The sequence below is a fragment of the Bacillus sp. FSL R5-0659 genome, from assembly GCF_038008785.1.
In the GTDB taxonomy this organism is placed as follows: Bacteria; Bacillota; Bacilli; order Bacillales; family Bacillaceae; genus Bacillus; species Bacillus safensis.
In genome coordinates this window covers 255,843-280,023 of record NZ_JBBOZU010000001.1, presented here as the reverse complement: position 1 = coordinate 280,023, position 24,181 = coordinate 255,843, and the positions used below count along the sequence as shown (strand labels likewise).

At 43.1% G+C, this 24,181-nt stretch carries 24 protein-coding genes; 10 read left to right on the top strand and 14 right to left on the bottom strand.

Annotation, left to right across the window (positions count from 1 at the left end):
* Positions 1 to 23: 23 nt before the first annotated feature.
* Together NSQ72_RS01535 and NSQ72_RS01530 are read right to left on the bottom strand one after the other, a co-directional pair.
* Positions 24 to 1,406 (bottom strand): amino acid permease, encoded by a 1,383-nt coding sequence (locus NSQ72_RS01535; protein WP_039176209.1) that lies wholly within the window; start codon positions 1,404 to 1,406, stop codon positions 24 to 26.
* 66 nt (positions 1,407 to 1,472) lie between these two features.
* Positions 1,473 to 2,981: a class I adenylate-forming enzyme family protein gene (locus tag NSQ72_RS01530; RefSeq protein ID WP_058837255.1), complete on the bottom strand. Its 1,509-nt coding sequence runs from the start codon at positions 2,979 to 2,981 to the stop codon at positions 1,473 to 1,475.
* A gap of 262 nt (positions 2,982 to 3,243) precedes the next feature.
* Here NSQ72_RS01530 and NSQ72_RS01525 point away from each other — a divergent pair, with 262 nt between their 5' ends.
* On the top strand, positions 3,244 to 3,681 hold the full coding sequence (locus NSQ72_RS01525) for a MarR family winged helix-turn-helix transcriptional regulator (RefSeq protein WP_039176203.1): 438 nt from the start codon (positions 3,244 to 3,246) through the stop codon (positions 3,679 to 3,681).
* Between the two features lie 21 nt (positions 3,682 to 3,702).
* On the opposite strand, the gene NSQ72_RS01520 is transcribed toward NSQ72_RS01525, so the two are convergent.
* The 4 genes from NSQ72_RS01520 to NSQ72_RS01505 all read right to left on the bottom strand — a co-directional run bounded on the left by NSQ72_RS01520 (position 3,703) and on the right by NSQ72_RS01505 (position 8,190).
* Complete coding sequence (locus NSQ72_RS01520; RefSeq protein ID WP_047203435.1) at positions 3,703 to 4,836, bottom strand: zinc-dependent alcohol dehydrogenase; 1,134 nt, start codon at positions 4,834 to 4,836, stop codon at positions 3,703 to 3,705.
* Between the two features lie 158 nt (positions 4,837 to 4,994).
* Entirely contained in the window at positions 4,995 to 6,017 is a 1,023-nt protein-coding gene (locus NSQ72_RS01515; RefSeq protein ID WP_341083131.1) for a quercetin 2,3-dioxygenase, read from the bottom strand.
* A gap of 105 nt (positions 6,018 to 6,122) precedes the next feature.
* Positions 6,123 to 6,671, bottom strand: a complete 549-nt coding sequence (locus tag NSQ72_RS01510; RefSeq protein ID WP_341083129.1) for a TetR/AcrR family transcriptional regulator — start codon at positions 6,669 to 6,671, stop codon at positions 6,123 to 6,125.
* Between the two features lie 37 nt (positions 6,672 to 6,708).
* The gene (locus tag NSQ72_RS01505) at positions 6,709 to 8,190 is read right to left on the bottom strand and encodes an amidase (protein WP_341083128.1); all 1,482 of its coding nucleotides are present in this window, start codon (positions 8,188 to 8,190) and stop codon (positions 6,709 to 6,711) included.
* A 187-nt stretch (positions 8,191 to 8,377) separates the two neighbouring features.
* On the opposite strand from NSQ72_RS01505, the gene NSQ72_RS01500 reads away from it, so the two are divergent.
* Positions 8,378 to 9,991: a S8 family peptidase gene (locus NSQ72_RS01500; RefSeq protein WP_341083127.1), complete on the top strand. Its 1,614-nt coding sequence runs from the start codon at positions 8,378 to 8,380 to the stop codon at positions 9,989 to 9,991.
* Between the two features lie 39 nt (positions 9,992 to 10,030).
* Here the strand turns inward: NSQ72_RS01500 and NSQ72_RS01495 are convergent, their stop codons facing one another.
* Entirely contained in the window at positions 10,031 to 10,567 is a 537-nt protein-coding gene (locus NSQ72_RS01495; protein WP_082700795.1) for a DUF402 domain-containing protein, read from the bottom strand.
* 111 nt (positions 10,568 to 10,678) lie between these two features.
* Here NSQ72_RS01495 and NSQ72_RS01490 point away from each other — a divergent pair, with 111 nt between their 5' ends.
* Positions 10,679 to 10,882, top strand: coding sequence for a hypothetical protein (locus tag NSQ72_RS01490; protein ID WP_341083123.1), 204 nt, complete (start codon positions 10,679 to 10,681; stop codon positions 10,880 to 10,882).
* Positions 10,883 to 10,941: 59 nt separating this feature from the next.
* Here NSQ72_RS01490 and NSQ72_RS01485 read toward each other — a convergent pair whose 3' ends face one another.
* The gene (locus NSQ72_RS01485) at positions 10,942 to 11,478 is read right to left on the bottom strand and encodes a GNAT family N-acetyltransferase (protein ID WP_041088867.1); all 537 of its coding nucleotides are present in this window, start codon (positions 11,476 to 11,478) and stop codon (positions 10,942 to 10,944) included.
* Positions 11,479 to 11,691: 213 nt separating this feature from the next.
* On the opposite strand from NSQ72_RS01485, the gene NSQ72_RS01480 reads away from it, so the two are divergent.
* Positions 11,692 to 12,909: a multidrug effflux MFS transporter gene (locus tag NSQ72_RS01480; protein WP_341083122.1), complete on the top strand. Its 1,218-nt coding sequence runs from the start codon at positions 11,692 to 11,694 to the stop codon at positions 12,907 to 12,909.
* Between the two features lie 71 nt (positions 12,910 to 12,980).
* Here NSQ72_RS01480 and NSQ72_RS01475 read toward each other — a convergent pair whose 3' ends face one another.
* The 4 genes from NSQ72_RS01475 to NSQ72_RS01460 form a co-directional block, all read right to left on the bottom strand.
* The gene (locus NSQ72_RS01475; RefSeq protein ID WP_186304628.1) at positions 12,981 to 13,151 is read right to left on the bottom strand and encodes a hypothetical protein; all 171 of its coding nucleotides are present in this window, start codon (positions 13,149 to 13,151) and stop codon (positions 12,981 to 12,983) included.
* Positions 13,148 to 13,735: a DUF1700 domain-containing protein gene (locus NSQ72_RS01470; RefSeq protein WP_341083121.1), complete on the bottom strand. Its 588-nt coding sequence runs from the start codon at positions 13,733 to 13,735 to the stop codon at positions 13,148 to 13,150. Before NSQ72_RS01470 ends, NSQ72_RS01475 begins: the two co-directional genes overlap by 4 nt.
* Entirely contained in the window at positions 13,728 to 14,045 is a 318-nt protein-coding gene (locus NSQ72_RS01465) for a PadR family transcriptional regulator (RefSeq protein WP_039176181.1), read from the bottom strand. Before NSQ72_RS01465 ends, NSQ72_RS01470 begins: the two co-directional genes overlap by 8 nt.
* A 98-nt stretch (positions 14,046 to 14,143) precedes the next feature.
* Positions 14,144 to 14,974: a YitT family protein gene (locus NSQ72_RS01460; protein ID WP_024424393.1), complete on the bottom strand. Its 831-nt coding sequence runs from the start codon at positions 14,972 to 14,974 to the stop codon at positions 14,144 to 14,146.
* Positions 14,975 to 15,309: 335 nt separating this feature from the next.
* Between NSQ72_RS01460 and mmuM the strand changes: the two genes are divergently transcribed.
* From mmuM to NSQ72_RS01445, 3 genes are all read left to right on the top strand, one after another.
* Positions 15,310 to 16,248 carry a homocysteine S-methyltransferase gene (gene mmuM / locus NSQ72_RS01455; RefSeq protein WP_341083119.1) on the top strand — a complete coding sequence of 313 codons (939 nt, stop codon included), beginning with the start codon at positions 15,310 to 15,312 and terminating at the stop codon, positions 16,246 to 16,248.
* Between the two features lie 38 nt (positions 16,249 to 16,286).
* Positions 16,287 to 17,690, top strand: a complete 1,404-nt coding sequence (gene mmuP, locus NSQ72_RS01450; protein ID WP_047203047.1) for an S-methylmethionine permease — start codon at positions 16,287 to 16,289, stop codon at positions 17,688 to 17,690.
* A 122-nt stretch (positions 17,691 to 17,812) separates the two neighbouring features.
* A complete protein-coding gene (locus tag NSQ72_RS01445) occupies positions 17,813 to 18,433 on the top strand; it encodes a hypothetical protein (RefSeq protein ID WP_039176173.1) in 621 nt (206 codons plus the stop codon).
* A 308-nt stretch (positions 18,434 to 18,741) separates the two neighbouring features.
* On the opposite strand, the gene NSQ72_RS01440 is transcribed toward NSQ72_RS01445, so the two are convergent.
* Complete coding sequence (locus tag NSQ72_RS01440) at positions 18,742 to 19,224, bottom strand: Ig-like domain-containing protein (RefSeq protein ID WP_341083118.1); 483 nt, start codon at positions 19,222 to 19,224, stop codon at positions 18,742 to 18,744.
* 108 nt (positions 19,225 to 19,332) lie between these two features.
* Positions 19,333 to 21,999: a S8 family peptidase gene (locus tag NSQ72_RS01435; RefSeq protein ID WP_341083117.1), complete on the bottom strand. Its 2,667-nt coding sequence runs from the start codon at positions 21,997 to 21,999 to the stop codon at positions 19,333 to 19,335.
* A gap of 179 nt (positions 22,000 to 22,178) precedes the next feature.
* On the opposite strand from NSQ72_RS01435, the gene NSQ72_RS01430 reads away from it, so the two are divergent.
* The 3 genes from NSQ72_RS01430 to NSQ72_RS01420 are packed head-to-tail and all read left to right on the top strand — an operon-like array spanning position 22,179 to position 24,180.
* Complete coding sequence (locus NSQ72_RS01430; protein ID WP_260775233.1) at positions 22,179 to 22,700, top strand: PTS sugar transporter subunit IIA; 522 nt, start codon at positions 22,179 to 22,181, stop codon at positions 22,698 to 22,700.
* Positions 22,697 to 23,026, top strand: a complete 330-nt coding sequence (locus tag NSQ72_RS01425; RefSeq protein ID WP_024424400.1) for a PTS fructose transporter subunit IIB — start codon at positions 22,697 to 22,699, stop codon at positions 23,024 to 23,026. The genes NSQ72_RS01430 and NSQ72_RS01425 overlap by 4 nt, the downstream gene beginning before the upstream one ends.
* Positions 23,027 to 23,061: 35 nt before the next feature.
* Entirely contained in the window at positions 23,062 to 24,180 is a 1,119-nt protein-coding gene (locus tag NSQ72_RS01420) for a PTS fructose transporter subunit IIC (protein WP_024424401.1), read from the top strand.
* The last annotated feature ends 1 nt before the right edge of the window (position 24,181 follow it).

Below are 24,181 nucleotides of genomic sequence, written 5' to 3'. Positions count from 1 at the left end.
GTCAACGGATTTGCACCTTTTTCTCATGAAGATTTCGCTAATTCACTGTGTTTGTTTGAATACGCTGCGTACATGACGACACCGATTAACAGCCAAACCCCAAAGTAAAGCCATGTCCGGCCTGGTAAGTTGAGCATAAGGAACAAGCAGCAGCCCATTGATATAATCGGCAAAACCGGCACAAAAGGAACCCTGAAGCCCCTCTCAAGCTGCTGATGTGTCTTTCTCAAAATAAGCACAGATAAACTAACCATGGCAAACGTTAATAACGCACCAATATTCGCTAAGTTGGACAGATCCTTCAAATCAATAAAGCCTGAAATAACAGCTGTCATTCCGCCAATCATCCATATGCTAGCAACAGGCGTATCGCTTTTGTTTGTTTTTGAAAACACTTTAGGCAAAAGTCCGTCTCGGCCCATCGCATAGGCAATTCGAGTTGCCGCATAATTATTGGCGAAAATCACAGCCATCAATCCAATGACCGCACCAACAGAAATAATACCAGCCACGCTATTTTGATGTACACTTTGCAGGACATAGGACATAGCTTCTGTAACGTTCAGCTTTGTATAATGCACCATGCCTGTCATGACCAAACAAACGACAATGTAAATGACCGTACAAATAAGTAATGAACCTATGATCCCAATTGGCAGGTTCCGCTGCGGATTTTTCACCTCTTCTGCTGATGCAGATATCGCATCAAATCCTAAAAAGGCAAAAAATACAGCAGCAGCACCGGCAATGACACCTTCTGCGCCAAACGGCATAAATGGCTGCCAATTGGCTGGCTGTACATAAAAGCCGCCTACTACAATGAAAAGAACAATAATACCGAGTTTCACAAACACCATGATATTATTAAATTTTTTACTTTCCTTCGTTCCTCTAGATAAGATCCACGCAATCAGTAAAGCAATGATAATCGCCGGCAGATTCATATATCCGCCTTGCTCCGGCCCCGCTAAGAATTGATGCGGAATCGAAATTCCAAATCCCTCAAGCAGGCTGTTGAAATAACTCGACCAGCCGCTGGCGACAGCTGAAGCTGTCAGCATATAAACAGATAATAAGGTCCAGCCCATCAAATGGCCTACAAGCTCGCCCATGGTTGTATATGAATAAATGTATGCACTGCCGAATACAGGGAGCGCTGACGCCATTTCTGCATAGCAAAGTGCTGCCAAACTGCACACAATGGCTGCAATTGCAAAAGAGAAAATGACAGCCGGTCCAGCATCCTTAGCTGCTGTAATTCCAGTTAATACCATAACCCCTGTACCAATGACCGCCCCTATACCAAGAAGCGTGAGATCAAGCCCGCCCAGCGTTTTCTTTACCTTTTGCTGTCTGCTCTGTTCCAACAAATCGTGAATATGTTTCTTACGAAGAATATGTCGCAAACCCTTTCCCTCCAAAACGTTAGAAAAACAAAAAATCATTCAAATTTCATTATAGCAGAATAGGTACTAAGCATTCACAACCAATTCACGTAAATCTTTCTTCATGATTTTACCAAGCTTGTTTTTTGGCAGTTCACTGATGAAATGAATGGATGGCACTTTGTAATCGGCCAAACGTTCCTGACAATAGTTCACCACATCTTCTTCGCAGAAATCTGCGGATTCGTCTTTTATGATATATGCACTTGGTACTTCTCCATATAATTCGTCCGGCACCCCGATGACAGCTGATTCAATCACACCCGGAATTTGTTCAATGACCTCTTCTACTTGATCAGGGTAGATATTATCTCCGCCGTATAAAATCACATCTTTGTATCTGCCTGTGATAAATAGAAAACCGTCTTCGTCTAGATAGCCTGCATCTCCCATATGGAACCAGCCATCTTTGAGTACCTTCGCAGTTGCGTCAGGCTGATGATAATAGCCTAAGAAATAAAACGGACTTCTCATGACGACTTCGCCAATTTCTCCAGCTGGCAGTGTTTCCTCTGTCTCAGGATGAACGATTTTCACTTCTACATCTGGATCCACTTTACCAGCAGAGCCCATTTTATCCTCGCCCATCGCAGGATGCCACGCACTGACAACCCATGCTTCCGTGCTTCCGTAGCCATGCATCATCTGAATACCTGCTTCTTTGTAGTCCTTAATCAAACGGACCGGCACCTTCGTACCGCCAGAAATCGCAATTTCAAAGGATGAAAGATCATACGAACCACGCTTCATTTCTTCCAACATGTACGTATAAGCTGAAGGGAAAGCCATCATGAACGTAATTCTTTCTTTTTCAATTGTTTCTAAAATGCGCTTCGGTGTTGCCTCATGTAAGAAAACAAGCGTATACCCTTCAATCGCAGCGGCGATCAGGTGATTAATTGAACTCATATGATACAGAGGGTGACTCGCTAAGTACCGCTTTCCTTTCAAGTCAAATCCTCGATTCCCACGTCTTGTTAAAAATTGATAGATTCGTCCATGTCCAACCATACAGCCTTTTGGATTACCCGTTGTCCCAGAGGTAAATAAGATCATCGCTAGATCCTCCTCTGATACCTCTTCTGCAAGATCACTGCCATCATTTGAAGCCAATATATCTTCAAACAGCTGCGTTGTTTTTGCATTCACACCAGATTCTACCATGAGACAGTTGTCTAAAGACACATCCACCGCAGCAATAATGTCACGGAATTCTCGGTCAAAGAATAAAGCCTTTGGCTCTGCTTTTTTCAAAATCCCTTCCAGCTCAAAAGAAGTAAGCTGCCAGCTAAGCGGAACTGCGACTGCACCTGCTTTAATGGCTGCCAGCATAATCGTTGAAAAGTGATGATGGTTTTGACAAATAAAGCAAACGCGATCGCCTTTTCGAATTCCTTTTTGATGTAAGTAATGAGCGAGCTGGTCGATGCGTTTTGCATATTCTTCAAATGTATAAGACACACCTCCGCCAGTTACCGCCTCAATTTGTGAAGAGCGTTCCATTCTGTCGTTTAGTAATGCCTGTAAAGTATTCAATATCTTCATCTCCAAACGTTTGATTTCCAATAGCCAATTTCCAGCGAATTGGGTTGGCAGATTTTATCTCATTCACATTCTAAAATAAAAACAGCTGAAAGTAAAATCATTTCATTTTGGAATTGTTCTTTTTATTAATTGATAATATAGGTAATTTTATAGCCGTCTTCCATTTTGGTTTAAATCATGATGATTATTATGATAAGATAGACCTAGTAATTGATCGGAAAATGCGAATGCAATAGGAAAAGAGGTATGGAGAATGCAACATTTCGAGCTAGAGGCAAGTTTGTTAGACCATGCACTGACAAAGTATTTAAAGGCGACGAAACAATTAGATGAAGAAAATATTCCGAAAAACGTCACGAATGTTAAAGGATTTATTTTACGTATCATCTACCGCCATCAATCATGTACTGTGAAAAATATTCTTCAGGAAGTTTCATTATCTCCCTCTGCAACAACCACCGCTCTCAATCACTTAGAAGACGAAGGGCTGATTATCCGCTCTCGAAATAATAATGACCGCCGTACTGTATGGATTGAACTCTCTGAATTGGGTGAACAAATTGCTAAACAAATGATCGACAATCGCCAGCTGCTTGTGAATCAATTGTTCAACCACCTTTCAGAGGAAGATAAAAAAACATTTTTTGAATTAATCGAAAAAATGATGGACGAGCACACATTAAAGGCTTAGGAATACTCCTAAGCCTTCTTTTTATGGCTTTAAGACGACCTTTATACAATCATCCTGTTTGTCATTGAAGATGTGGTACGCATGAGCAGCTTCATCTAATGGCAATTTGTGTGTGATAATGGCTCTTGGATCGATTTCACCGCTTGTCACTTTTTGATAGAGTTTTGACATGTATCCTCGAGCAGGGGCTTGGCCCATTTTCAAGGTGACGTTTCTTGCGAAAAAAGCACCTAATGGGAACATATTGTACAGGCCGCCGTACACACCCGTCATCTGCACTGTTCCGCACTTGCGAACGGCTTTTGTGGCAATTTGAATGGGTCCGATCGTTCCGCCTTGCAGCTTGAGCTTTTGCTCAATTTTTTCAAGCGGCGACTTCTTCCCGTCCATTCCCACACAATCAATCACAACATCGGCCCCGCCCTTTGTGAGCTCCTTTAACGTTTCTCCCATGTCGGGATCTTCTGTAAAGTCAAAAACCTCCACGCCGCTCATCCGTTTTGCATGCCGCAGGCGGTAATCGATGTAATCGACGGCTATCACACGTTCCGCCCCTTTTTGCCAAGCAAATTGCTGTGCCATTAACCCAACAGGTCCGCAGCCTAGCACGATGACCGTATCGCCTTTTTTCACACCTGCGTGCTCTACGCTCCAATAGGCGGTTGGCAGGACATCTGATAAGAACAGCAATTGTTCATCCTCCAGCTCACAATCCTCTGGAATCTTAAACGGGGTGTAATTTCCAAAAGGTACGCGTAAATACTCTGCCTGTCCTCCGGGATAATTCCCATATTTCTCACTATAGCCAAAAAGTCCACCCGAGTCGTAGTGCGGGTTTGAGTTGTCGCATTGGCTTTCTAAGTGATGATCGCAATATTGGCATTTACCACATGCAACGGTAAATGGAATGACGACACGGTCTCCCTTTTTTACGGCTGTGACATCCGGGCCAACTTCCTCCACAATCCCCATTGGTTCATGCCCAATCACATAGCCGATTGGAAGCGGGAAATTCCCCTGATACAAATGTAAATCTGATCCACAAATTGATGTCGATGTAATCCGTATAATCACATCTTCTCGATCTTGAATCGACGGTGCATCTACTTTTTTCACTGCAATGCTATTTTTCCCTTGATAAGTAACGGCTCTCACATGCATTTCCTCCTTTAGCTCAAGTCATCTTTACATAGCTTCACCTTGAATGAATGCTTCATTCATCAAATGAGAAATTTATGTGGAGGAGGCAAAAAACAAAAAAAGCCTGTCGATTGTTTCGACAGACTCATAATGTTGTGTAACGCGTTACACACTTATTCCTTTTCGACAAAAAACAAATCATATTGAGTTGAAGTCTCCCGATTGAACATGAAATTCCCTTCTTGAATAAAATAGGGACATATACTTTGTCTTGGAGATTCTTCAAACTGCTCATACACCTGCTCAATTTCTCCTGGTAGCAGCAAAACCAACATTTTATTTGAATGAGACATAAATTCATAAGAGTGAATCGTATCAGGCGGGATATAGGCAAAGTCACCCGGCATCAAGCAAATATCTTCTCCATTCAAATGAAGGTTCATTTTCCCTTCAACACAATAGAGCGCTTCAGTATGAACTTGATGATAATGCGGCGGGAAATATTTCTCCTTCGCTCCTTCAATCACAAAATGACTGAATCCGCCCCCTGTTGTTTCTACTGTTGCAATCAGCTCATGAATCTGACCATCAATGATGTATTGCTTCCCTTCACCAGCCTCTAATACATAAGGCTGCACCTTTTGAGGGAGCTGACTATGAAATAAAACGGAGGGCCTCGTTGTATTGGACAGTTCTCTGATTCCATGCATCAGGATGATATCGCTTTCTTTTTCAGTCTGCTGAAAACTGGCTGCATCGAAAGCATGATTCATCATAGAACTTTCATTCTGATAAAGCCTCTTCCCAATTTGCTGATAGACATCTGTCATTTTTCCGCCCAGCGTATATGAAATAAATCTTGTTTTATGACTATGCATTCTGTAGCCATGAATCGTTTTGGGCGGGATATGAATATAATCAAAGGCAGTTACCATGTATTTTTTACCGTCCAGCATCACTTCAAGCTTTCCTTCCAGCACAAAAATGGTTTCAAATAAGTGCTCATGACAGTGCAGCGGGAAATAAGCTCCTTTTCCACCTGTGATTAAGGCAAGCTCAAACAGCTGATTCGTTTGATTTGCTTCTGCCAGCATTTGAACAAGCTGATTCTCGAGCCCATACAGTTTTCCTGAACCAGACATGGTATAAAAAGAGGTACCTTCGGATTGCTTGATCGATTGCGGTTGCTCCGACATCCCATCACTCCTCATGACGAATTGACTATCTATATTATATAGACCAATTGATATAATAGATAGACAATATGCGAGAGATTTTACTCTTCTCGCATAAATAAGTGTCTAAGGTAACTTTTTACGTGTTCTAAAGGGGTCGTTTGTTTGAGTGCAGTCGTCATCGATAGACCACCGATTACCATTGAGTGAAGGAGAGAAGCCAGAGTCATCCGCTTTGTTTTCTTCATACCCGCTGTTCATTAGCTTTTCTTTTACAAGCTCCTGCCAGCGGATCATTTCTTGTTTGCATGCGGCATGGAGCTGCGTGTTTTCCGGCTTTGACTCTGCCGCCAGCAAGACAATTGGAATCCCTCTTTCACTTTCTTTCTCCATAAATCCTCGAATGATGTTTGTCATAAAACGATCGATGGCAATATACGGATCATCCGAATAAGCAAAGCCTTCTTCAATTTGATTGATGACCTTTTGACTAATGTATTCAACAGATGCAATGGCCAGCTCTTCTTTTCCATTTGGAAAGTAATAATAAAGAGAGCCTTTAGGTGTGCCGCTCTCTCTGATAATTTGATTCAATCCTGTCGCATGGTATCCCTGTTTACGTAAAAGAAGTGCTGCCGTTTGAATGATTTTATCCTTCGTACTCACGTGTGACACTCTTTTCCCTCCATAGACCAAAGTCGCTTATCATGCGTTATCGATTTAATTGTCTAGTTCCTTTCCAAATCGAGGATGTCTCCATTTCCGCCGCAAGCCTGAGCAGCCAGTCTTCTTTCCCTTTAGGCGCTGTCACCTGTACCCCTAAAGGCATGCCCGCTCTAGTGAGATGAACAGGTACACTCATTGATGGCTGACCTGTTAAGTTGGCAAGCTGTGTAAATGGGGTGTAGGTCAAGCTCTTGAGGAACATATCATAAATAAGATCCTGCTGTGCTTGCATTGAAAGAGATGACACACGTAAAAGTGCGGCTGTTTCCTGATCTGAATGCATAAGCTCACCAACCTTTGGAGCTGAATAGGCAGTAGCTGGTGTCACATAGAGATCGTAGGTTTGATGAAATGACGCCATTTGTGCAGCAGCCCGATCCCACGCATCAAGACTTTCTGTATAAGCAGCTGCGGTCACATTCTTGCCAGCCTCCGCCAGCACCCATGCCACGATGTCCGTTTCCTCCGGCTTTACTGGACGCCCTAACGAACGATCCAAGGAAGTGAATAACGCAGACATTTCTCCGCTGTTCATCACGTAATATTGCTGCATGAGATGAACCCCATCAATTTCCGGCTTGGCTTCTTCTACTTGATGACCTTGCTCACTCAGCCATTTCACTGTTTGCTGAACCGCCTGCTTCGCTTCCTCACTGACCTTCGTGCCAACTGGAGATTCTACACTGTAAGCAATTCGCATAGAAGATGTACGTTTCACCAGATCCTCTTGGTAACTGCCATCGTATAACGGAGTTTGGAAAGCAGCTTCGGGCTGAATGACTTGAAGAAGATCAAGAAGGGCTGCACTGTCCCGCACGGTTTTTGTGAGTGTAAAGTCGATGGAAGCCCCTTGCCACTGCCTTCCTGCGCCTGGGCCTACCGGCGTTCTTCCCCGCGTGGGCTTAAGACCGAACAAACCGGTAAAGGAGGCTGGAATCCGAATGGAACCACCGCCATCACTTGCTCCGCCAGCAGGTACAATGCCGCTTGCAACAGCTGCTGCTGTCCCGCCGCTTGAGCCGCCTGGAGAATAGTCCGTATTCCAAGGATTTCTCGTTGGCCCATGTAACACAGGTTCCGTCACATTTCTTAAACCGAATTCCGGTGTATTTGTATGTCCAATCATGAGAAAACCAGCCTGCTTCAACCGATCAACAAAGTGCGAATCCGAATTTGCTTTTACATCCTTTAACAGCAAAGCTCCTGCTGTCAGCGGTTCATTTTTAATCCCTTGCGATATATTTTTTAGCACAAACGGAACCCCAGCAAATGGCTGATACTCATGCAAAGGCTTGATGTCTTTTAAAACTTGATCTTGTCTCGTCCGTATCACAGCGTTTAGTTCTGGATTGACCTCATTCAATCTATCAAATGTCGCCTGCATAAGCTCCTCGGCCGTTACCTGCTTATTCCGCACAAGTGCTGCCAAGCCAGTCGCATCATACGTCATATACTCTTTTACGTTCATCAGCATGTCCTTCTTTCTCTTATCATGATGTCTCTATTGTCTACTAGAATTCTATGAATTTCAATTTCAGGTTGCTTGTAAAAATAACTTTCTGAACAAGACGACAATTCTACTATCCCATCCATCTGCTTTCTCCGATATAATAGAGAAAAAAAGACCGAGGTCATCGGATGAGAGGAGCCACGCATTGAAAAAGAAATTACTTATCATCATTGCGTTTCTTCTTGCGTTGACAACTGCTTTGCCCTTCCATTCGCAGGCAGCTGCACCGCCAAAAGAAACAGATGTCATCATCGTCTATAAAAATCAAAAAGGAAAACAAACAGCGATTGAGGAAAGTGAGAAAGTGAACGCACAATACATACATCTTCCCGCTGTCGCGGTGACAGCAGATGAACAAGCGGTCACCTCACTCAAGAAAGACCCAAACATCGCTTACGTCTCAAAAAACGTAAAGGTTAAACTCGCGGCTTCTACTGTGAAGAAAACAGCCGCTGCTACTAATCAGGATGCATTGGTACAAAAATCTTACAACCTGCAAAAACTCAATATAAAACAAGCAATAAAAGAAGGTGTCACTGGTAAAAATGTAAAAGTAGCCGTTTTAGATACTGGCATTTTCTCACACGAGGATTTAAAGGTAGCCGGCGGTAAATCATTCGTGAACTACACATCCTCTTATAAAGATGATGAAGGACATGGCACACATGTCGCCGGCACGATTGGTGCGCTTAATAACGATTATGGAACAGTTGGCGTCGCTTCTGGTGTGAAGCTGTATGCTGTGAAAGTGTTAGATAAAACGGGAGAAGGCGATCTATATAGTCTGCTTCGAGGCATCGATTGGGCGATTACCAACAAGATGGACATTATTAATTTAAGTTTAGGCTTTGAAGACAATATCCCCATCTTGCGTTCAGCAGTGGATGAAGCCTATAAAAAAGGACTACTTGTAGTCGCTGCAAGCGGAAATGATGGGAAAAAGAATCATATTAGCTACCCTGCCGCTTACAATAGCGTCATTGCCGTATCTGCAACGACTGACAAAGACAAACTCGCGTCTATCTCGAATACAGGGAAAGGGATTGAATTTTCTGCCCCTGGCCAGAACGTCATCAGCACTTATTTAAAAAATGAATATTGGTATGCAACGGGTACATCACAAGCTGCACCGCATGTCACAGGAATGCTGGCACTGTTAAAGCAGCTTCATCCGAAGAAAACAAATGCACAGCTTCGCACTTTATTGCGCAGCTATACAGTGGATCTTGGTGCAAAAGGGAGGGATCCACAATTCGGCTATGGCCGCGTGCAATATGTGCCGCAATCCTCCTTTTTAAAGGCTGCTGCCAGTGCTGTTAAAAAAGCCGAAACATCTAAAAAGCAGGAAGATGTCAATCAAGCCAAAACAAGAATTGGCCGGCTCACTGCAAGCAAACAAAAAACAGCACTCACAGAACGGGTGAAGAAAGTCCAAGCAGCCATTGATATCCGCTCGGCACGTGCAAAGGTCAAAACAGCCGAAAAAAACAAAACACAGGGCGCTATTAAAAGTGCTCAAACGGCCATCAAAAAACTAAACAAAGGCAAAGAAAAAACAAGCCTGCAAAACCGGCTCGACAAAGTCAAAAAACAAGTCGCTTATCAAAAGAAAGTGACAGACGCTAAACAAAAGGTCAAAAAAGCGGAAGCGAAACGAACAAAGAAAACAAAAGCAGCGGCCCAAAGCGCTGTCAAACAGCTAAAAGCCTCCAAAACAAAAACCAATTTACAAAAACGATTAAACCGTATTAAGGTTTAACAAAAAAAAACGATTCCTTTCAGCGAGGAATCGTTTTTTCTATTTCAACATCGGCTCAAACAAACTGTGATGATATTTTCCTTCGGCATCTGCCCTCACTTGATCTAGAATGCTTTCTAACGAAGCCATCACGCCCTTTAATGCCCGTTGCACCGAACCATGTTCAAAATCCGCTAAACTCTCCGGCAATTCATCTTCATCCAGCACAAAGACATCACCATTCGGAAGAACGAGTAGATCAATAATGAGATCTTCAAACATGACCAGCTGGCCGTTGAACTGAGTATCTCCCACCATATTAAGATAAGATCCTAGTTCCTTCCCTTGATCATCTCTCCAGAAATATATGTTGTAAGGACGACCCTTCCAATAATAAGCGGTCGTATAGCTCCCTTTTGGAATGGTCAGAGCACCATCACCTGCCCTCATCGTAAACGGGTCTTCAATCTTGTGAAACAGCACAGCCTGCTGCTTCTGTGCGTCTAACAGCTGACAGGTATGTTCCACAACTTTTTGATCGTATTTGATTTTTCTCTCGATGACTTCATCCCAACGATCCGCATGCAGCGAAAACAATATGCACAACTCCCTCTAACACTCGTTTCTTTCTAGTATACACCGATTTTTTTTGAAGAAATAAAGGATTGCGCTTTTACTTCTGGAAGATGAATGATGAGGTGAAAAGAAATGAACGGAATCACGATTCTTGAAAACTTTACACAGCTTGGACAAATCATCCTCATGATTTGCGGCTTTGCCCTTTATTGGCAGCTAGTGAAAACGAAGAGAGAACGAAAGCTGTCTCCTTATGAGCGCATGTTAAAATTCTTTGTCCTGTTCGGTTTCATCTCATGGGGGGTATCATATTGGGCGCTGGCACTGTGGGCGTAAATTGAAAAAAGGAAGAGCTGCCCATGGACGTAAGCTCTTCCTTTTGCTGCACGTTTATATTATGAACCTGCCGGCTGTTCTTTCTTGATCACATATTGATAGCTCTTGACATGCGTCCCACTCGAGCTCACAAAATCTTTATCAAGCGCACGCTCAAAGCCCATTCTTTCATATAGGCGAATGGCGGCCTGCATTTTATCAGATGTATGCAGATACAGGACATTTTCGCCCCATGATTGCGTTAGTTCAATACTTTTACGCAGCAAGGACTCTGCAATTCCTTTTCCCCTCACATCGGGATCTACTCCTAAAAACCGGACGATGGCTGATGTAATGCCCATTTCTGGATTGTCATATGCTTGCTCTGATGAACGGAACATTTGAAGCGTCCCCACAACCTTGCCATCAAGCTCCGCCACCAGCATCAGCTCCATGTTCGGATTATCTACAGCTGCTGCAAGCGCGGCAGAATAATCTTGCCAGCCTTCCTCTGTAAATTGAGGCGCATACTGTGCATAGGATTTGATCAGCACGTTCCTGATGGCCTCATGATCTTCTTTGACTGCTTGCCGAATGATCAGCTCTTGCTGCTTCATGTCAGCACCTCCTGCTCTCTATTAGTGGATATACGTATCATGCAATCACTGCATGTGATAGCCTTACTCTTTTCTCTACTCATTCAATGTAAAGAGTCTCATTCGAAAGATCAATCATTTTGCACGGAAACATCTTTGAAAATTTTTCATTGAAAAGGAACGCTTGATTCATTATGCTGTGTTGAGGAAGTATACGAGGAGTGTTGTCATCATATGAGTTCTTTATCTTATCCCCAAGAATCGAAAAAAAATCGATTTCTCCTTGCCGCATTGCTTGGATCTTTAACAGCCCTTGCTCCGCTGGCAATGGATATGTATTTACCTGCATTGCCTCATATTGCTCGTGATTTTGAGGCAAGTACGGCGTTGTCCCAATTAAGTCTCATGGCTTGTCTCATTGGACTGGCGCTTGGCCAGCTGATTGCAGGCCCGATCAGTGATACGATCGGCAGAAGAAAACCGCTGATAATCGGCTTGATTATCTTTATAGCTGCATCACTTCTTTGTACAGTAGTCACATCGATTTGGACGTTCATTCTTCTTAGATTGATTCAAGGACTTGCTGGTTCAGCAGGCATTGTCATTGCACGAGCTATCGTGCGAGATCATTATGAAGGGTCAGAAATGACGAAATTCTTCGCACTGCTGATGTTAGTCAACGGGGTGGCTCCGGCAGCAGCACCTATTGCGGGCGGACAGATTTTACGCTTCACGACATGGCAGGGGGTATTTGTCCTACTCGGAATTCTCGGGGCATTGATGCTGCTGAGATCCATCTTTTCACTGCAAGAAAGCTTACCTGCGGAGCGTAGACAGACCGGGGGCTTTCAACAGATTGCAGGCGCGATGAAAATTTTAGCCAGTGATCGTCTATTTGTTGGATATGCACTCTCACAAGGTCTTGTATTCGCAGCGATGTTTGCGTATATTTCAGGTTCACCGTTTGTGCTCCAGGATATTTTTAACCTTTCTCCACAAGGCTTTAGTGCAGCATTTGCGGTAAATAGTCTTGGAATCATCACGGCTGGACAAGTATTTGCCCGAGTCGCTGCGAAAATCGGTGAAGAGAAAGTCCTTCGCATTGGATTGCTGACAGCTGCGTTAGGTGGCGTCACTTTATTTTTCATGATTTCGATTGATGCAGGATTGTACGGTATTCTTATTCCGCTATTTTTTGTGGTATCAAGCGTTGGAATTGTCGGCACCTCTGCACCGTCTCTTGCGATGCAGCATCACGGGGCACATGCAGGAAGTGCAGCTGCACTGATCGGTGTGGCGCAAATGCTGCTAGGCGCTTGCATGACACCTCTTGTCGGACTAGCCGGAAGCCAAACAGCCTTTCCAATGGGTCTGATCATTATGCTTTGTGATCTAGGCGCACTTTGCTGTTATTTCTTCTTTGTGGCCCGAGCGAAAAAAAGACCCGCATAAGCGGGTTTCAGACTGTTGACAAAGGGCTAAAATGATCTTGATTTTAGCTCTTTGTCTTTTTTCATTTTTTATTATGGCTTGCTCCAATTGATGGTGCGGAACACGTTGTTCTGGTCATTGTTGTGATATGCATCTAGATCAAAGCCTGATATGCCAAAACCAATTGCCATGACAATTCCTCCGGCAACGGTGAAGATGATTCCCCATTTGATGCATTGCTTTTTTAAATCATTCATGTTCATACTCTCACGACCTTCTTTTTAAACATTCCCAAGAATGCCTTAGTGGTTTGAATAGTTATTTGCACAAATAGCTTTGTCAAATACGCCGTGGCTATGCCGCTTAATAATCCGACACCTAATAGAAAAATACCAACGCCAATCTGCGTCACCACCACATGCAAACCGTCCTGAAAGATAAATGGAGAACCAATGATGCTCCAAAAACCTCCGAGCAGACCAACCAGCGTCACTGTACCTGTCACGAGTGGAATACACCAAATCACCATATACACAGAAAGAATCAACAGGAAGACTGTTGCTAGAATACTGCCCCATAACGGAAAGCCTAAAATGAGAATGGAGAGTCTTGTGGCTTTTTCTCCAAACGTCGGCACCTGAACGGTTTTTATTCCTTGTTCCTTCATAATTCCTTCAGCGATCATAGCAGGCTGCCCGACTTGTTGAACCGCTTCCTGTTCACTGTAGCCATCTTCCTGATAATCCTCAATCATTTCATCGTAGTATTCGATAAACCGATCACTATCTTTGTCGCCTAGAAGATGCAGATGCTTCTTTAGGCTGCTTAAAAATTCTTTTTTATTCATTGCCCTGTCCTCCAGAAATAAAGTCGTAAATCGCCATCACCTGATCCCATTCCTCTAAAAACTGCGCCATATGCTCCCGCCCGCTTTCTGTCATGCGGTAGTATTTTCTTAATCGACTGTTATGTTCCTGGGAATAGGTCTCCACATAATTGTTTTGCTCTAAACGCTTTAAAATCGGATATAATGTCGATTCTGAAATCTCAATACAACGGGACATATCTTTAATGATTTGATAACCATAGGAATCGCCTTTCTTTAATACCGCCAGTACACAAAATTCCAGTAATCCTTTTTTTAATTGTGCATTCATGTTTACAACTCCTAACTCTTTATACTATACATTACATAGTATTGTGTGACAAGAGGTATAGAGAATAAAAAAAGACCCTTTTTCGGGTCTTTTCATTTTTATATATTCACAAATCCTTCTCCGAACACATCGCGCACGTCATGGACAACCACAAATGCGTCTCGATCAATTTTCTTAATAATTTTCTTGAGGCGCATGAGCTCTTGCTTTTGAATGACTGCGTAAAGAATTTCCTTCGATTCCTTTGAATAATGACCGCGTCCGTTTAAAATTGTTACGCCTCGGTCCAGGGTGTGATTGATTTCTTCCGCAATATCATCTTTGCATGAAGAAATAATCGTCACTGCCTTTTTCGTGTTAAGTCCTTCTATCACGAAGTCCATCACCTTTGTCGCCACGTACAGCATCACAATGGTAAACATTAATTTTTCCGCACCAATAATAAAGTAGGAAGCAAATACAACGATCAGATCAAAGAACAAGATGGCATAGCTCACGTTCCAGTCTAAATACTTGTTGGCAATTCTTCCGAGAATGGCAGAGCCCGCCGTTGTTCCGCCTGCTCTTAGCACTAGACCAATCCCAATACCGATGATAATTCCTGCAAAAATCGCTCCAATGATCAATTCATGAACATTCACGACCCATGTTGTGGTCAAGTGTAAAAATAGAGAGTTACTTGCGACGGCAACCACCGTATAAATCGTGGTCTTCTTGTCCAAGTATTTATATCCCACAAGTAATAAGATCGCATTCAACACAAGGTTCGTCAGCCACGGTGCAATCTCAAACAAATAATAAAAAATGATGGACAGCCCCGTTACGCCGCCTTCACCAAATTCAAGCGGAATGACAAACATGTTCACTGCTGCGGCAAATAAAAAAGAACCAACTAAAATCATCGCTATATCTTTTACACATTTTTTCAATTCTTCTTTCCTCCTTTTTTAAGCATATAAAAAACCCTCTTTCTGCACGAAAGAAGACAGTCGTTGGACAACATAAAAATCAAAAGACAGCGCCTTTTGATGAAGCTTTCTGAAATCAATCTTTCCATAATATATATCTCTTTTTAGAGGCTGTCAATGACTTGGTTTTCTATTATTTTGACTGCATTTTTATGCATCAAAACCCGCATGTTTTCAGGGTTTTCGCGCCCTAATATGCTTTTTCCTCTCCTTGACAAAAACGCTTTAGTCATTTAAACTACTGCCTCATATCATACCCATCAAATCCGATCTAAAAAGGAGGCTGTTTGATTCCGATGAATCCTATTCAAAGCCGTTTACAGGCTCACGCACCTTTGATTTTAGACGGTGCATTGGCAACAGAGCTTGAACGAAAGGGCTGTAACTTAAATGACAGTTTATGGTCAGCCAAAATACTTATTGAACAGCCACAATTGATTCAGCAAGTACACTTGGACTACTTCCAAGCAGGTGCTGACTGCGCCACAACTGCCAGCTACCAAACAACGATTGAAGGCTTTGCTGAAAAAGGCTATACAAAAGAAGAAGCGCTTGAACTCATGAAACGCTCTGTCACTTTAGCGAAAGAGGCACGCGATCTTTTTTGGCAGGATGAAGCGCGTCGTGAAGGGCGGACAAAACCATTTGTCGCTGGATCTGTGGGGCCATTCGGCGCTTATTTGTCTGATGGTTCAGAATATAAGGGAAATTACGGACTCTCTGAGCAGGCTCTCATTGATTTTCACAGACCAAGAATTCAGGCATTAGTAGAAGCGGGAGCAGATATCCTTGCATGTGAAACGATTCCTTGTTTGATTGAAGCAACAGCCATCGCAAAGCTGCTGCGGGATGAATTCAGCGGGGTATCAGCTTGGATCACATTCAGCGCAAAGGATGGCCTGCACATTAGTGAAGGTGACTCCATACGGGAATGTGTACAGGCACTTGAACCTTATGAACAAATTGCTGCTGTCGGCGTGAACTGTACGCCGCCGCAATTTATCACTTCTCTCATTCAAGAAATGACAAAAGGAACAAGCAAACCGATTGTGGTGTATCCAAACTCAGGTGAAGTATATGATCCTGAAGAAAAGGTATGGAGCGGTGATACGTCACATCTTACTTTTGGCGAATGTGCGTATCAATGGTACAAAGACGGAGCGCATATCATCGGCGGCTGCTGCCGCACGACTCCAGAAGATATCAATGACATCTTAAAACGAACCACATCATGAATCATCACACACACTTCTAAGCAAAAGGGCGGGAAGACATGGAACAAGCAAAAGATCAGTCACAACAATATCAACGAAAAATGACGAGCCGGCACCTGTTCATGCTTTCTCTAGGCGGCGTCATTGGGACAGGGCTCTTTTTAAGCTCTGGGTATACCATTAATCAGGCCGGACCTGCGGGAACCATTCTTGCCTATCTTGTGGGGGCATTAATTGTCTACCTCGTGATGCTTTGTTTAGGTGAGCTGTCTGTCGCTATGCCGGTCACAGGGGCTTTTCATACGTACGCAACAAAATACATTGGACCTGGTACAGGCTATACGGTCGCTTGGCTATACTGGCTGACATGGACAGTGGCACTCGGTTCGGAATTTACAGCGGCAGGATTATTAATGCAGCGCTGGTTTCCAGACACTTCGGTTTGGATGTGGAGTGGTGTTTTTGCTCTTCTCATCTTTTTACTGAATGCATTTACAGTCAAATTTTTTGCAGAATCAGAGTTTTGGTTTTCCAGTATTAAAGTGATGGCTATTATTCTCTTTATTATTCTTGGTGGAGCTGCAATGTTTGGTTTGATTCCATTAAAGGGCGGTGAGGCCGCTCCGTTCTTTTCTAATTTCACTGGCGAAGGCGGACTTTTCCCAAACGGCTTTTTACCCATTTTAATGACGATGCTTGCTGTCAATTTTGCGTTTTCAGGGACGGAGTTGATTGGGATTGCTGCGGGTGAAAGCGTCAATCCTGACGAGACCATCCCAAGAGCCATTCGCACAACCGTCCTGCGTCTCGTCCTGTTTTTCGTTGGAACGATCGTTGTTTTGGCTGGCTTGATTCCAGTAGAAGAAGCCGGGGTGATCAAAAGCCCATTTGTCGTGGTATTTGATCGTATCGGAATTCCTTATGCTGCAGATTTCATGAATTTTGTCATCCTGACCGCGATCTTATCTGCCGCAAACTCAGGATTATACGCGTCATCTCGTATGCTTTGGTCGCTTTCTGAAGAACGGACACTTCCTAAAAAACTGGCGAAGCTGACATCAAAAGGAATTCCTTTGAATGCACTCATTTTAAGTATGATCGGTGGTATTCTTTCATTGCTATCGAGTGTGATCGCACCAGAAACGGTATATCTTGTTCTTGTGTCAATCTCTGGACTGGCTGTTGTGGTCGTATGGATGGGAATTGCTGCCTCACAGTTGATGTTTCGGAAAAGATTTTTACAGGAAGGCGGACAGCTTCAAGATTTATCATTTCGAACTCCGCTCTATCCAGTGGTTCCGATTGCTGCCTTCCTCCTATGTCTAGCATCTGTCATCGGCATTGCCTTTGATCCAAATCAGCGGATAGCCCTCATCTGCGGCATTCCTTTCATTGCGCTCTGCTATGCTGCCTATTATGCGACAGCTTGGATTCAGAAAAAACGAGAAAAACCTGGTGTATAAACATCAGGTTTTTTCTATATAAAGACGCTGACAAAAAAGGATATCACTAGTAAAAGAAGCACACTTTGGTATATGATAGGAATCTATGATTTTCAGGATGAACCAAGGGAGTTGTCGTGAATATGGAAATGACCATTACAAGAGCATTAAGTGAACTGAAAATGTTAGATAAAAGAATCAACCGAACTGTTGATGACGCCGTACTTGGTGGATTGATGATCGGGAAACATATACAGCACGGATTTCAGAATCAAGAAGAAGTTGAAAAAAAGGCGAAGGCTGATGATCAATCGATTCAAGCTTTAATCAAACGCCGGAATGCCATCAAATCAGCCATCGTTGTATCAAATGCAACCACAATGATTGATGTGGCAGGTGTCCGTATGACGGTGGCAGAGGCGATTGAACGTAAGACGTCGATAGACTACGATATTCGTTATTTACGGAAAATGAAACAAGTGTACAAAGAGCTGGTCGACAAAGCAGAACAAACGAATGAAGATGTGAAAAGGAGACTTGATCAGCATTTAGAAACCTTGTTTGGGAAAGATGGAAAGACACAAGCGGCTGCCAACCAAGAGATCGTGAAGTCTTTTCTAGCTGAAAATGAGGCAGTGATCATCGATCCGCTTCGCCTTCGAGTAAAAATTGAACAGCTTTCGAAAGAAATTGAAGATTTCCAAATGGAAGTTGATTTTTCCTTGTCTGAAAGCAATACACTGACGAAAATACAGATCGATTAATTGATTTTGTTAGTGAGCCGAAAATCGATAGAACTAAACACCTCCGAGGGAAAGGTCATTCCCTCCTCATCTGATGATCATCTTAGGATGATCCTTGATAAAAGCTCAAAGCTGAACGTTCAAGGATCAAAGTTCAAGTGTAAAAGTTCTTATCCATCAAAGCTTAAGATTAAAAGTTAAACGCTCGATCGAATCTGGGAGTAACGGCTGATGAGTGTTTGTTTATCGACTCTTTCGGTTGCCGCCCAGCAGGTTTGCTAACAAAAAGAAAAGGATGTCACCTGATGACATCCTTTTTTTCTATGAGATTAGTAACGTGATGTATACGCCAAATGGTACACGCTTGTGACATTTGAAGATAGTTTGATCTCGTTTGACGTGAACGTCACTGGAACGATATCGTAGTAATGTGTAGACCAGCCTGCATTATTGTATGATTGGTAGCCTGCACCTGCTGGAACTTGAAACGTGAGTGAAAACTGTCCATTCTCATCTGTTGTGCCTGTCGCTGTTTGAGCATATGATTTGATTGCTGCTTCAAAATAAAGCTGGATCGGCTGATTAGGCATGAGGTTTCCGCTTGCATCTTTTAGTGTCCCTTTAAACGTAGCTGGATAATAAGAACCCACGCGATATTTACTGCCATAGCCGTAATTCACTATACCACTATCGGCTGCTGTGACACTTGTTACTTGTATGGATGCTGGTACTGCACCTGTTTCTTCAGCATGTGCAAAGCTTGGGAATACGAGAAGCAATGATAGAAAGAAAGCAAACATGATTTTTTTCATCGATAAATCCTCCTTTTATTTCCTACTATATTACTATCGACAGGAATTGGTATTTTTCCAGTATAAAACAAAAGAACTTCCCTTTTTTTAGAAAGGGAAGTTCTTCTTTTATTTTTTCACAACCACTTTTACTGCTTTGCTTTCTCTTTTTCTCACATCTGAAGCGGTCACATACAAAACCGTTTTGGCTTTTTGTGGTTTAATTTGGGCAGTAAATGCGCCCTTGCTATTGGTTTTGACTGTTTTGATGACTTTCTTTGATTTGTTTTTCACTTTAATGGTCAAGCCTGCACCCGCAGTCCCTTTGACCGCTTTACTTTTGACTGTTACTTTGCTCACTTTCGGCTTAGCTGGTGCTTTGCCTTTTTTCACGACGGTTTTGAGCGTCGTTGCGGCCTTTCCTTTTGAAATTTTAATGTGAAGGACCTTGTTTTTGTTCTGATGTTTAATCTTCACACTAAAGGTTCCTTTTTTGCCTGCTGTGCCTTTTCCAAGCAGGGTTTTACCTCTATACACAGAGATAGCAGCGCCAGCTTTTGCTTTACCTGTCACCTTTTGATGCTGATCCTCCACTTTGCTCACAGATGCATTCAATTCGACAGCACTTAATGCAGCAAATGCATTCAGTCTGCCGTGTCCTGTCATCCAATCGACACCTGGAATTTTCGGATCAACAATTGGTTCATCGTTTTCATCATAGAAAACGTCGTCTTTTCCATCAATAGATTTAAATGAGATGTCATCTGCTGTATTTTGCAAAAGATTTCTCACTTGATTTGGCTTCAAGGATGGATTTTTAGAAAGCAGTAATCCTGCTGCTGCTGCCACATATGGTGTCGCCATTGATGTCCCGCTAAGGTATGAGACGTTCCCATCAGGCATTAAGCTCGGAATATCAGAACCTGGTGCTGACATGCTCAGTCCTTTGCCATAACTTGAGAACTCAGCGCCAATATCCATACGGTTGCTTGCGCCAACCGCCATTGCGTATTTTGACGTCGCAGGGTAGCCCATTTCTGGTACGCCATCATTTCCACTTGCCACGACGACTAGTACATTTCTTTGTGCAGCATAATTCATTGCATATTCAATCACTCTGCTGTAGTAGCCGCCAAGGCTCATGTTGATCACCTTTGCGCCTTTGTCCACTGCATGCTTGATGCCAAGTGCAATATGCTCTGTATCGCCAAATCCATAAGCATCCAGCACCTTCACTGGAATGATGCCCGTATGTTGGTTGAGACCTGCCATTGAGTAATGGTTATCGGATTTTGCGGCAATGATGCCTGCTACATGCGTACCGTGTCCATTGTCATCAATGGCATCTTTGTTTCTTCCAATGAGATTCGCACCTAAGTCTGTACGAACAGTCCCGCTTAAATCTGTCAAACGGCTGTCTACACCTGTATCCACCACAGCAATTAATGTTTGCTTCATTTTGCTTGTGCCAATCAGTGTATTCATTTGTTCAAATTTGACGTCAGCGCCTTTTTTCCCACTGTTTTGCGCACTGTTTTTCAGCGGCCACTGATAATCATACTGCGCGTCGTTGCTTAGCGCACGATAGGTTTGAACAGGCTCTGCAAATTCAACATTCGGCATGCTGGAAAGCTTTCTTGCCGTGCTCTTGATCGCCGCTTTGCCTGCTTTTAGTGTCTTTCCAGCTGATTCTTGCCCTGCTGGTACATCATAGACATACATGCCTTTGAATAAAGGACTGACTGACTGTGATGTCACACGGTTTTCTTGGATACCGTAGCTTTTCATCTTCTTTTTCGCAGATTGAAGTGTTTGGCCATCCTTTAATTTAAAAATGATCTTATTCGTTTTAACCTTCTCTTCTTTTACAAGCTTTTGTTTCTCTAATACATAACCAGCTGATTTTCCTTCAAGCTGATCAATGCCAATTTTTTGACTGACAGCTTCTAATTCCTTTTTTAAATAAGCCGGACTTGCTTCTTTGAGCATATCAAAAAGGGAGCGGATCGCCTGCTGTTCTTTTTCTGTTACGATATGACCGCTAAATGCACCATTTTTCTCTACGTCACTTAGCAGTGTTTTTAATGTGAGCAGATGATTGTATACCTTTTGCTGCTCTTTATGATGTTTGATGAGCTTCGATTTGAGAAACGGTTTTGTTTTTTGGAGCAGACGCGAAAGCTTCCGACCTTCTGCTGTTTCATTAAATCGTTTATCTTCGATTGTACGAATCGATTGAAGAATTTCACGCCCGTACTTTTTCTCAATAATGATGATTTCAGGCTCATCTTCTTCAGGGAAAACGGGTTCAGAAGGCGGAAGGTTAGCTCCTTTATACCCGATTGTATATGCCGCATCCTCTTCCTCATCACGGCTGTCTTCCTCTGACCCTAAATAGAGCACTTTGACATAATAGGGACCTGACCATGCGTGCGGGAAGTTGATCTCTGTCTCTCCGCTTGCTGTGTCCACGCGATACCTTGAATAGGTGTCATCCTTCATCGCTCTGTCCTTACTTGGATAGACCGATACGGACAGCACTTGTTTACTTTTCACAGAAATTTGCATATGTGTATGTTTTGCCACTTCTTGTGCAGATGGCGTGATTTGATACCATGTCTCTTCCTTTTCATTCTGTAATGTACCTGAGATGACTTCACCATTTTTTAACCCAATGGCTTCATTGACACTTGTTCCATGACTGGCAGCTGCTGCCTCGTATCCAGGTAATGCTGCCATACATAGAATGATGGCCATGAGTACGACCACACAGGATTTGACCTGCTTTTTGAACATGAAAAGACCCCCTTATCTTTTATGATACCTTGGAAGAATATCACAGAAATACATTTAGTAGAATCTGTTTTTTATATAATTAAACTCGTTTTAAGCTAGGATTTGAGATATTCAGTCAGCAAGACGGGTAGCTTCATAAACTTTTTGCCATTTCAAACGGAAAATGATGCTATTTAACCATGCTGAAAAGTACATTACAATCAACTTGTAAGCGCTTAACAAACAAGAGAGAAGGGATCAGCTTGTTCCAAAAAGATCATGTTTTCACACAAGTAAACGGACGATCAAAGAATGAGATTTTACAATACATTTCCGAGAAAGCTGAAGACCTTCAGATTACAAACGATCAGCCGGGGCTATTAGCAGATTTGTTGACACGCGAAGACGAAGTCTCAACAGGACTTCAACAAGGCTTCGCCATTCCACATACAAAAAGCTCCGCTGTAAAAACGGCTTCACTTCTTTTTTTAGAACTTGAACAACCCATTGAATGGGGAAGCTTCGATGATTTGCCCACAAGCTATTTATTTACACTGCTTGTTCCACTAGAAGAAGCAAATGTCACACATCTGAAATTACTGTCAGGTATTGCGACAAGCCTAATGGAACCTGCTTTTATCGAAAAGATTCAACCAGGTCAAACAGCTGATTACTATTACGAAGTCATTGAACAACAATTGAAAGAGGGGATTACACAATGAAAATTGTCGGTGTCACTTCATGTCCAGCAGGGTTAGCTCATACACCAATGGCAGCAAAAGCGTTAGAAAATGCGGGTAAACAGCTCGGACACGAGATCAAAATCGAACAGCAAGGGATTATGGGACAGGTGAACGGCATTACAGCAGAAGAAGCACAGCAGGCAGACCTCTGCATCATTGCTTCAAATCAGCATATCAACGATGCAGAACGCTTCTCAGGCATTCCCACTGTACGTGTCGAAATCGGACGTGCCTTAAAAAATGCTGAGCAAATTATCACCAAAGCCGTAGCACTTGTAGAAAAGAAAAAGTCTGAATCTCAATAAACATGAGCAATGCCATATAGAAAGGAGCAAAGAAAATGAAAGCAAAATTAAAAGTCATTGAAGGCCATCTCATGACCGGTATTTCTTATATTCTTCCTGTAATCATCGGTGCTTCACTTATCGTTGGTTTAGCAAAATTGGTCGGGTTAGGGTTTGGTGTTTCAGATTTAAACACCTATAAGGATGCTGGCGGCATACTGCACGGTGCCTATTTAATGGAGCAGGTTGGCTGGACAGGCATTGGCTTAATGAACGTCCTGCTCGCTGGATTTATCGCCTATTCCATTGCAGATAAATCAGGTCTTGCGGCTGGTTTTATCGGCGGTGCCCTTGCCAGCTCAACAAATGCCGGCTTTATAGGTGCCGTCATTGCAGGCTTCTTCGCAGGATATGTTGCTCTTTTTGTGAAAAGAAAAATTCAAATTCAAGGCTCTGCAGCTGGGCTCGTCCCTCTGCTCATCCTGCCGCTTATTACCGTTGGCTTAACCGGACTTCTTATGTCAGTTCTTCTAGGCGGACCATTAGGCGCTTTGAACACGGCATTAATTGAATGGATTAAAGGAATGGTCGCTGATGGAACAAGCACACTTGCGCTCGCTCTCATTTTAGGTGCGATGATTGGCTTCGATCTTGGCGGACCGGTGAATAAATCCGCATGGATGGCTGGTAACGCGCTCTTCCTATCAGGCGTCTATCTCCCTGCCATTCTTGTCAATATTGCGATTGTCATTCCACCGCTTGGATACGGGCTTGCGACTTTGATTCGAAAACGCAACTTCTCTCCAACCTTTAGAGAAGCCGGGCGAGGCGGCCTTGTTATGGGCATTATCGGTATTACGGAAGGGGCGATCCCTTTTACCCTCGTCAATCCTTTGAAATTGATTCCGCTAAATGTTGTCGCATGTGCTGTTGGAAGCGGGGTCGCTGCATTATTAGGAGTTCATGACATCATGCCGCCAATTGGCGGGCTATACGGCTTCTTCTCAGTCGGAAACTGGTGGGCTTATTTAATCGGAGCCCTTACTGGCGCACTCGTCATCGGTATTGGCGCCAACCTGCTTGTGAATTTCTCTGAGAAAAAAGAGCCAAAAACGCCGGAACATGATCAGAAGCAGAAAGAAGAAGACGATTTTGACCTTGTGCTAGAAGGATAAT

Coding starts and splice junctions, on each gene's coding strand:
- NSQ72_RS01525 (WP_039176203.1), top strand. CDS start 3,244: ATGCAACATTTCGAGCTAGAGGCAAGTTTGTTAGACCATGCACTGACA.
- NSQ72_RS01515 (WP_341083131.1), bottom strand. CDS start 6,017: ATGTCGGAGCAACCGCAATCGATCAAGCAATCCGAAGGTACCTCTTTT.
- NSQ72_RS01505 (WP_341083128.1), bottom strand. CDS start 8,190: ATGAACGTAAAAGAGTATATGACGTATGATGCGACTGGCTTGGCAGCA.
- NSQ72_RS01490 (WP_341083123.1), top strand. CDS start 10,679: ATGAACGGAATCACGATTCTTGAAAACTTTACACAGCTTGGACAAATC.
- NSQ72_RS01485 (WP_041088867.1), bottom strand. CDS start 11,478: ATGAAGCAGCAAGAGCTGATCATTCGGCAAGCAGTCAAAGAAGATCAT.
- NSQ72_RS01480 (WP_341083122.1), top strand. CDS start 11,692: ATGAGTTCTTTATCTTATCCCCAAGAATCGAAAAAAAATCGATTTCTC.
- NSQ72_RS01475 (WP_186304628.1), bottom strand. CDS start 13,151: ATGAACATGAATGATTTAAAAAAGCAATGCATCAAATGGGGAATCATC.
- NSQ72_RS01470 (WP_341083121.1), bottom strand. CDS start 13,735: ATGAATAAAAAAGAATTTTTAAGCAGCCTAAAGAAGCATCTGCATCTT.
- NSQ72_RS01465 (WP_039176181.1), bottom strand. CDS start 14,045: ATGAATGCACAATTAAAAAAAGGATTACTGGAATTTTGTGTACTGGCG.
- mmuM (WP_341083119.1), top strand. CDS start 15,310: ATGAATCCTATTCAAAGCCGTTTACAGGCTCACGCACCTTTGATTTTA.
- mmuP (WP_047203047.1), top strand. CDS start 16,287: ATGGAACAAGCAAAAGATCAGTCACAACAATATCAACGAAAAATGACG.
- NSQ72_RS01445 (WP_039176173.1), top strand. CDS start 17,813: ATGGAAATGACCATTACAAGAGCATTAAGTGAACTGAAAATGTTAGAT.
- NSQ72_RS01440 (WP_341083118.1), bottom strand. CDS start 19,224: ATGAAAAAAATCATGTTTGCTTTCTTTCTATCATTGCTTCTCGTATTC.
- NSQ72_RS01435 (WP_341083117.1), bottom strand. CDS start 21,999: ATGTTCAAAAAGCAGGTCAAATCCTGTGTGGTCGTACTCATGGCCATC.
- NSQ72_RS01430 (WP_260775233.1), top strand. CDS start 22,179: ATGCTGAAAAGTACATTACAATCAACTTGTAAGCGCTTAACAAACAAG.
- NSQ72_RS01425 (WP_024424400.1), top strand. CDS start 22,697: ATGAAAATTGTCGGTGTCACTTCATGTCCAGCAGGGTTAGCTCATACA.
- NSQ72_RS01420 (WP_024424401.1), top strand. CDS start 23,062: ATGAAAGCAAAATTAAAAGTCATTGAAGGCCATCTCATGACCGGTATT.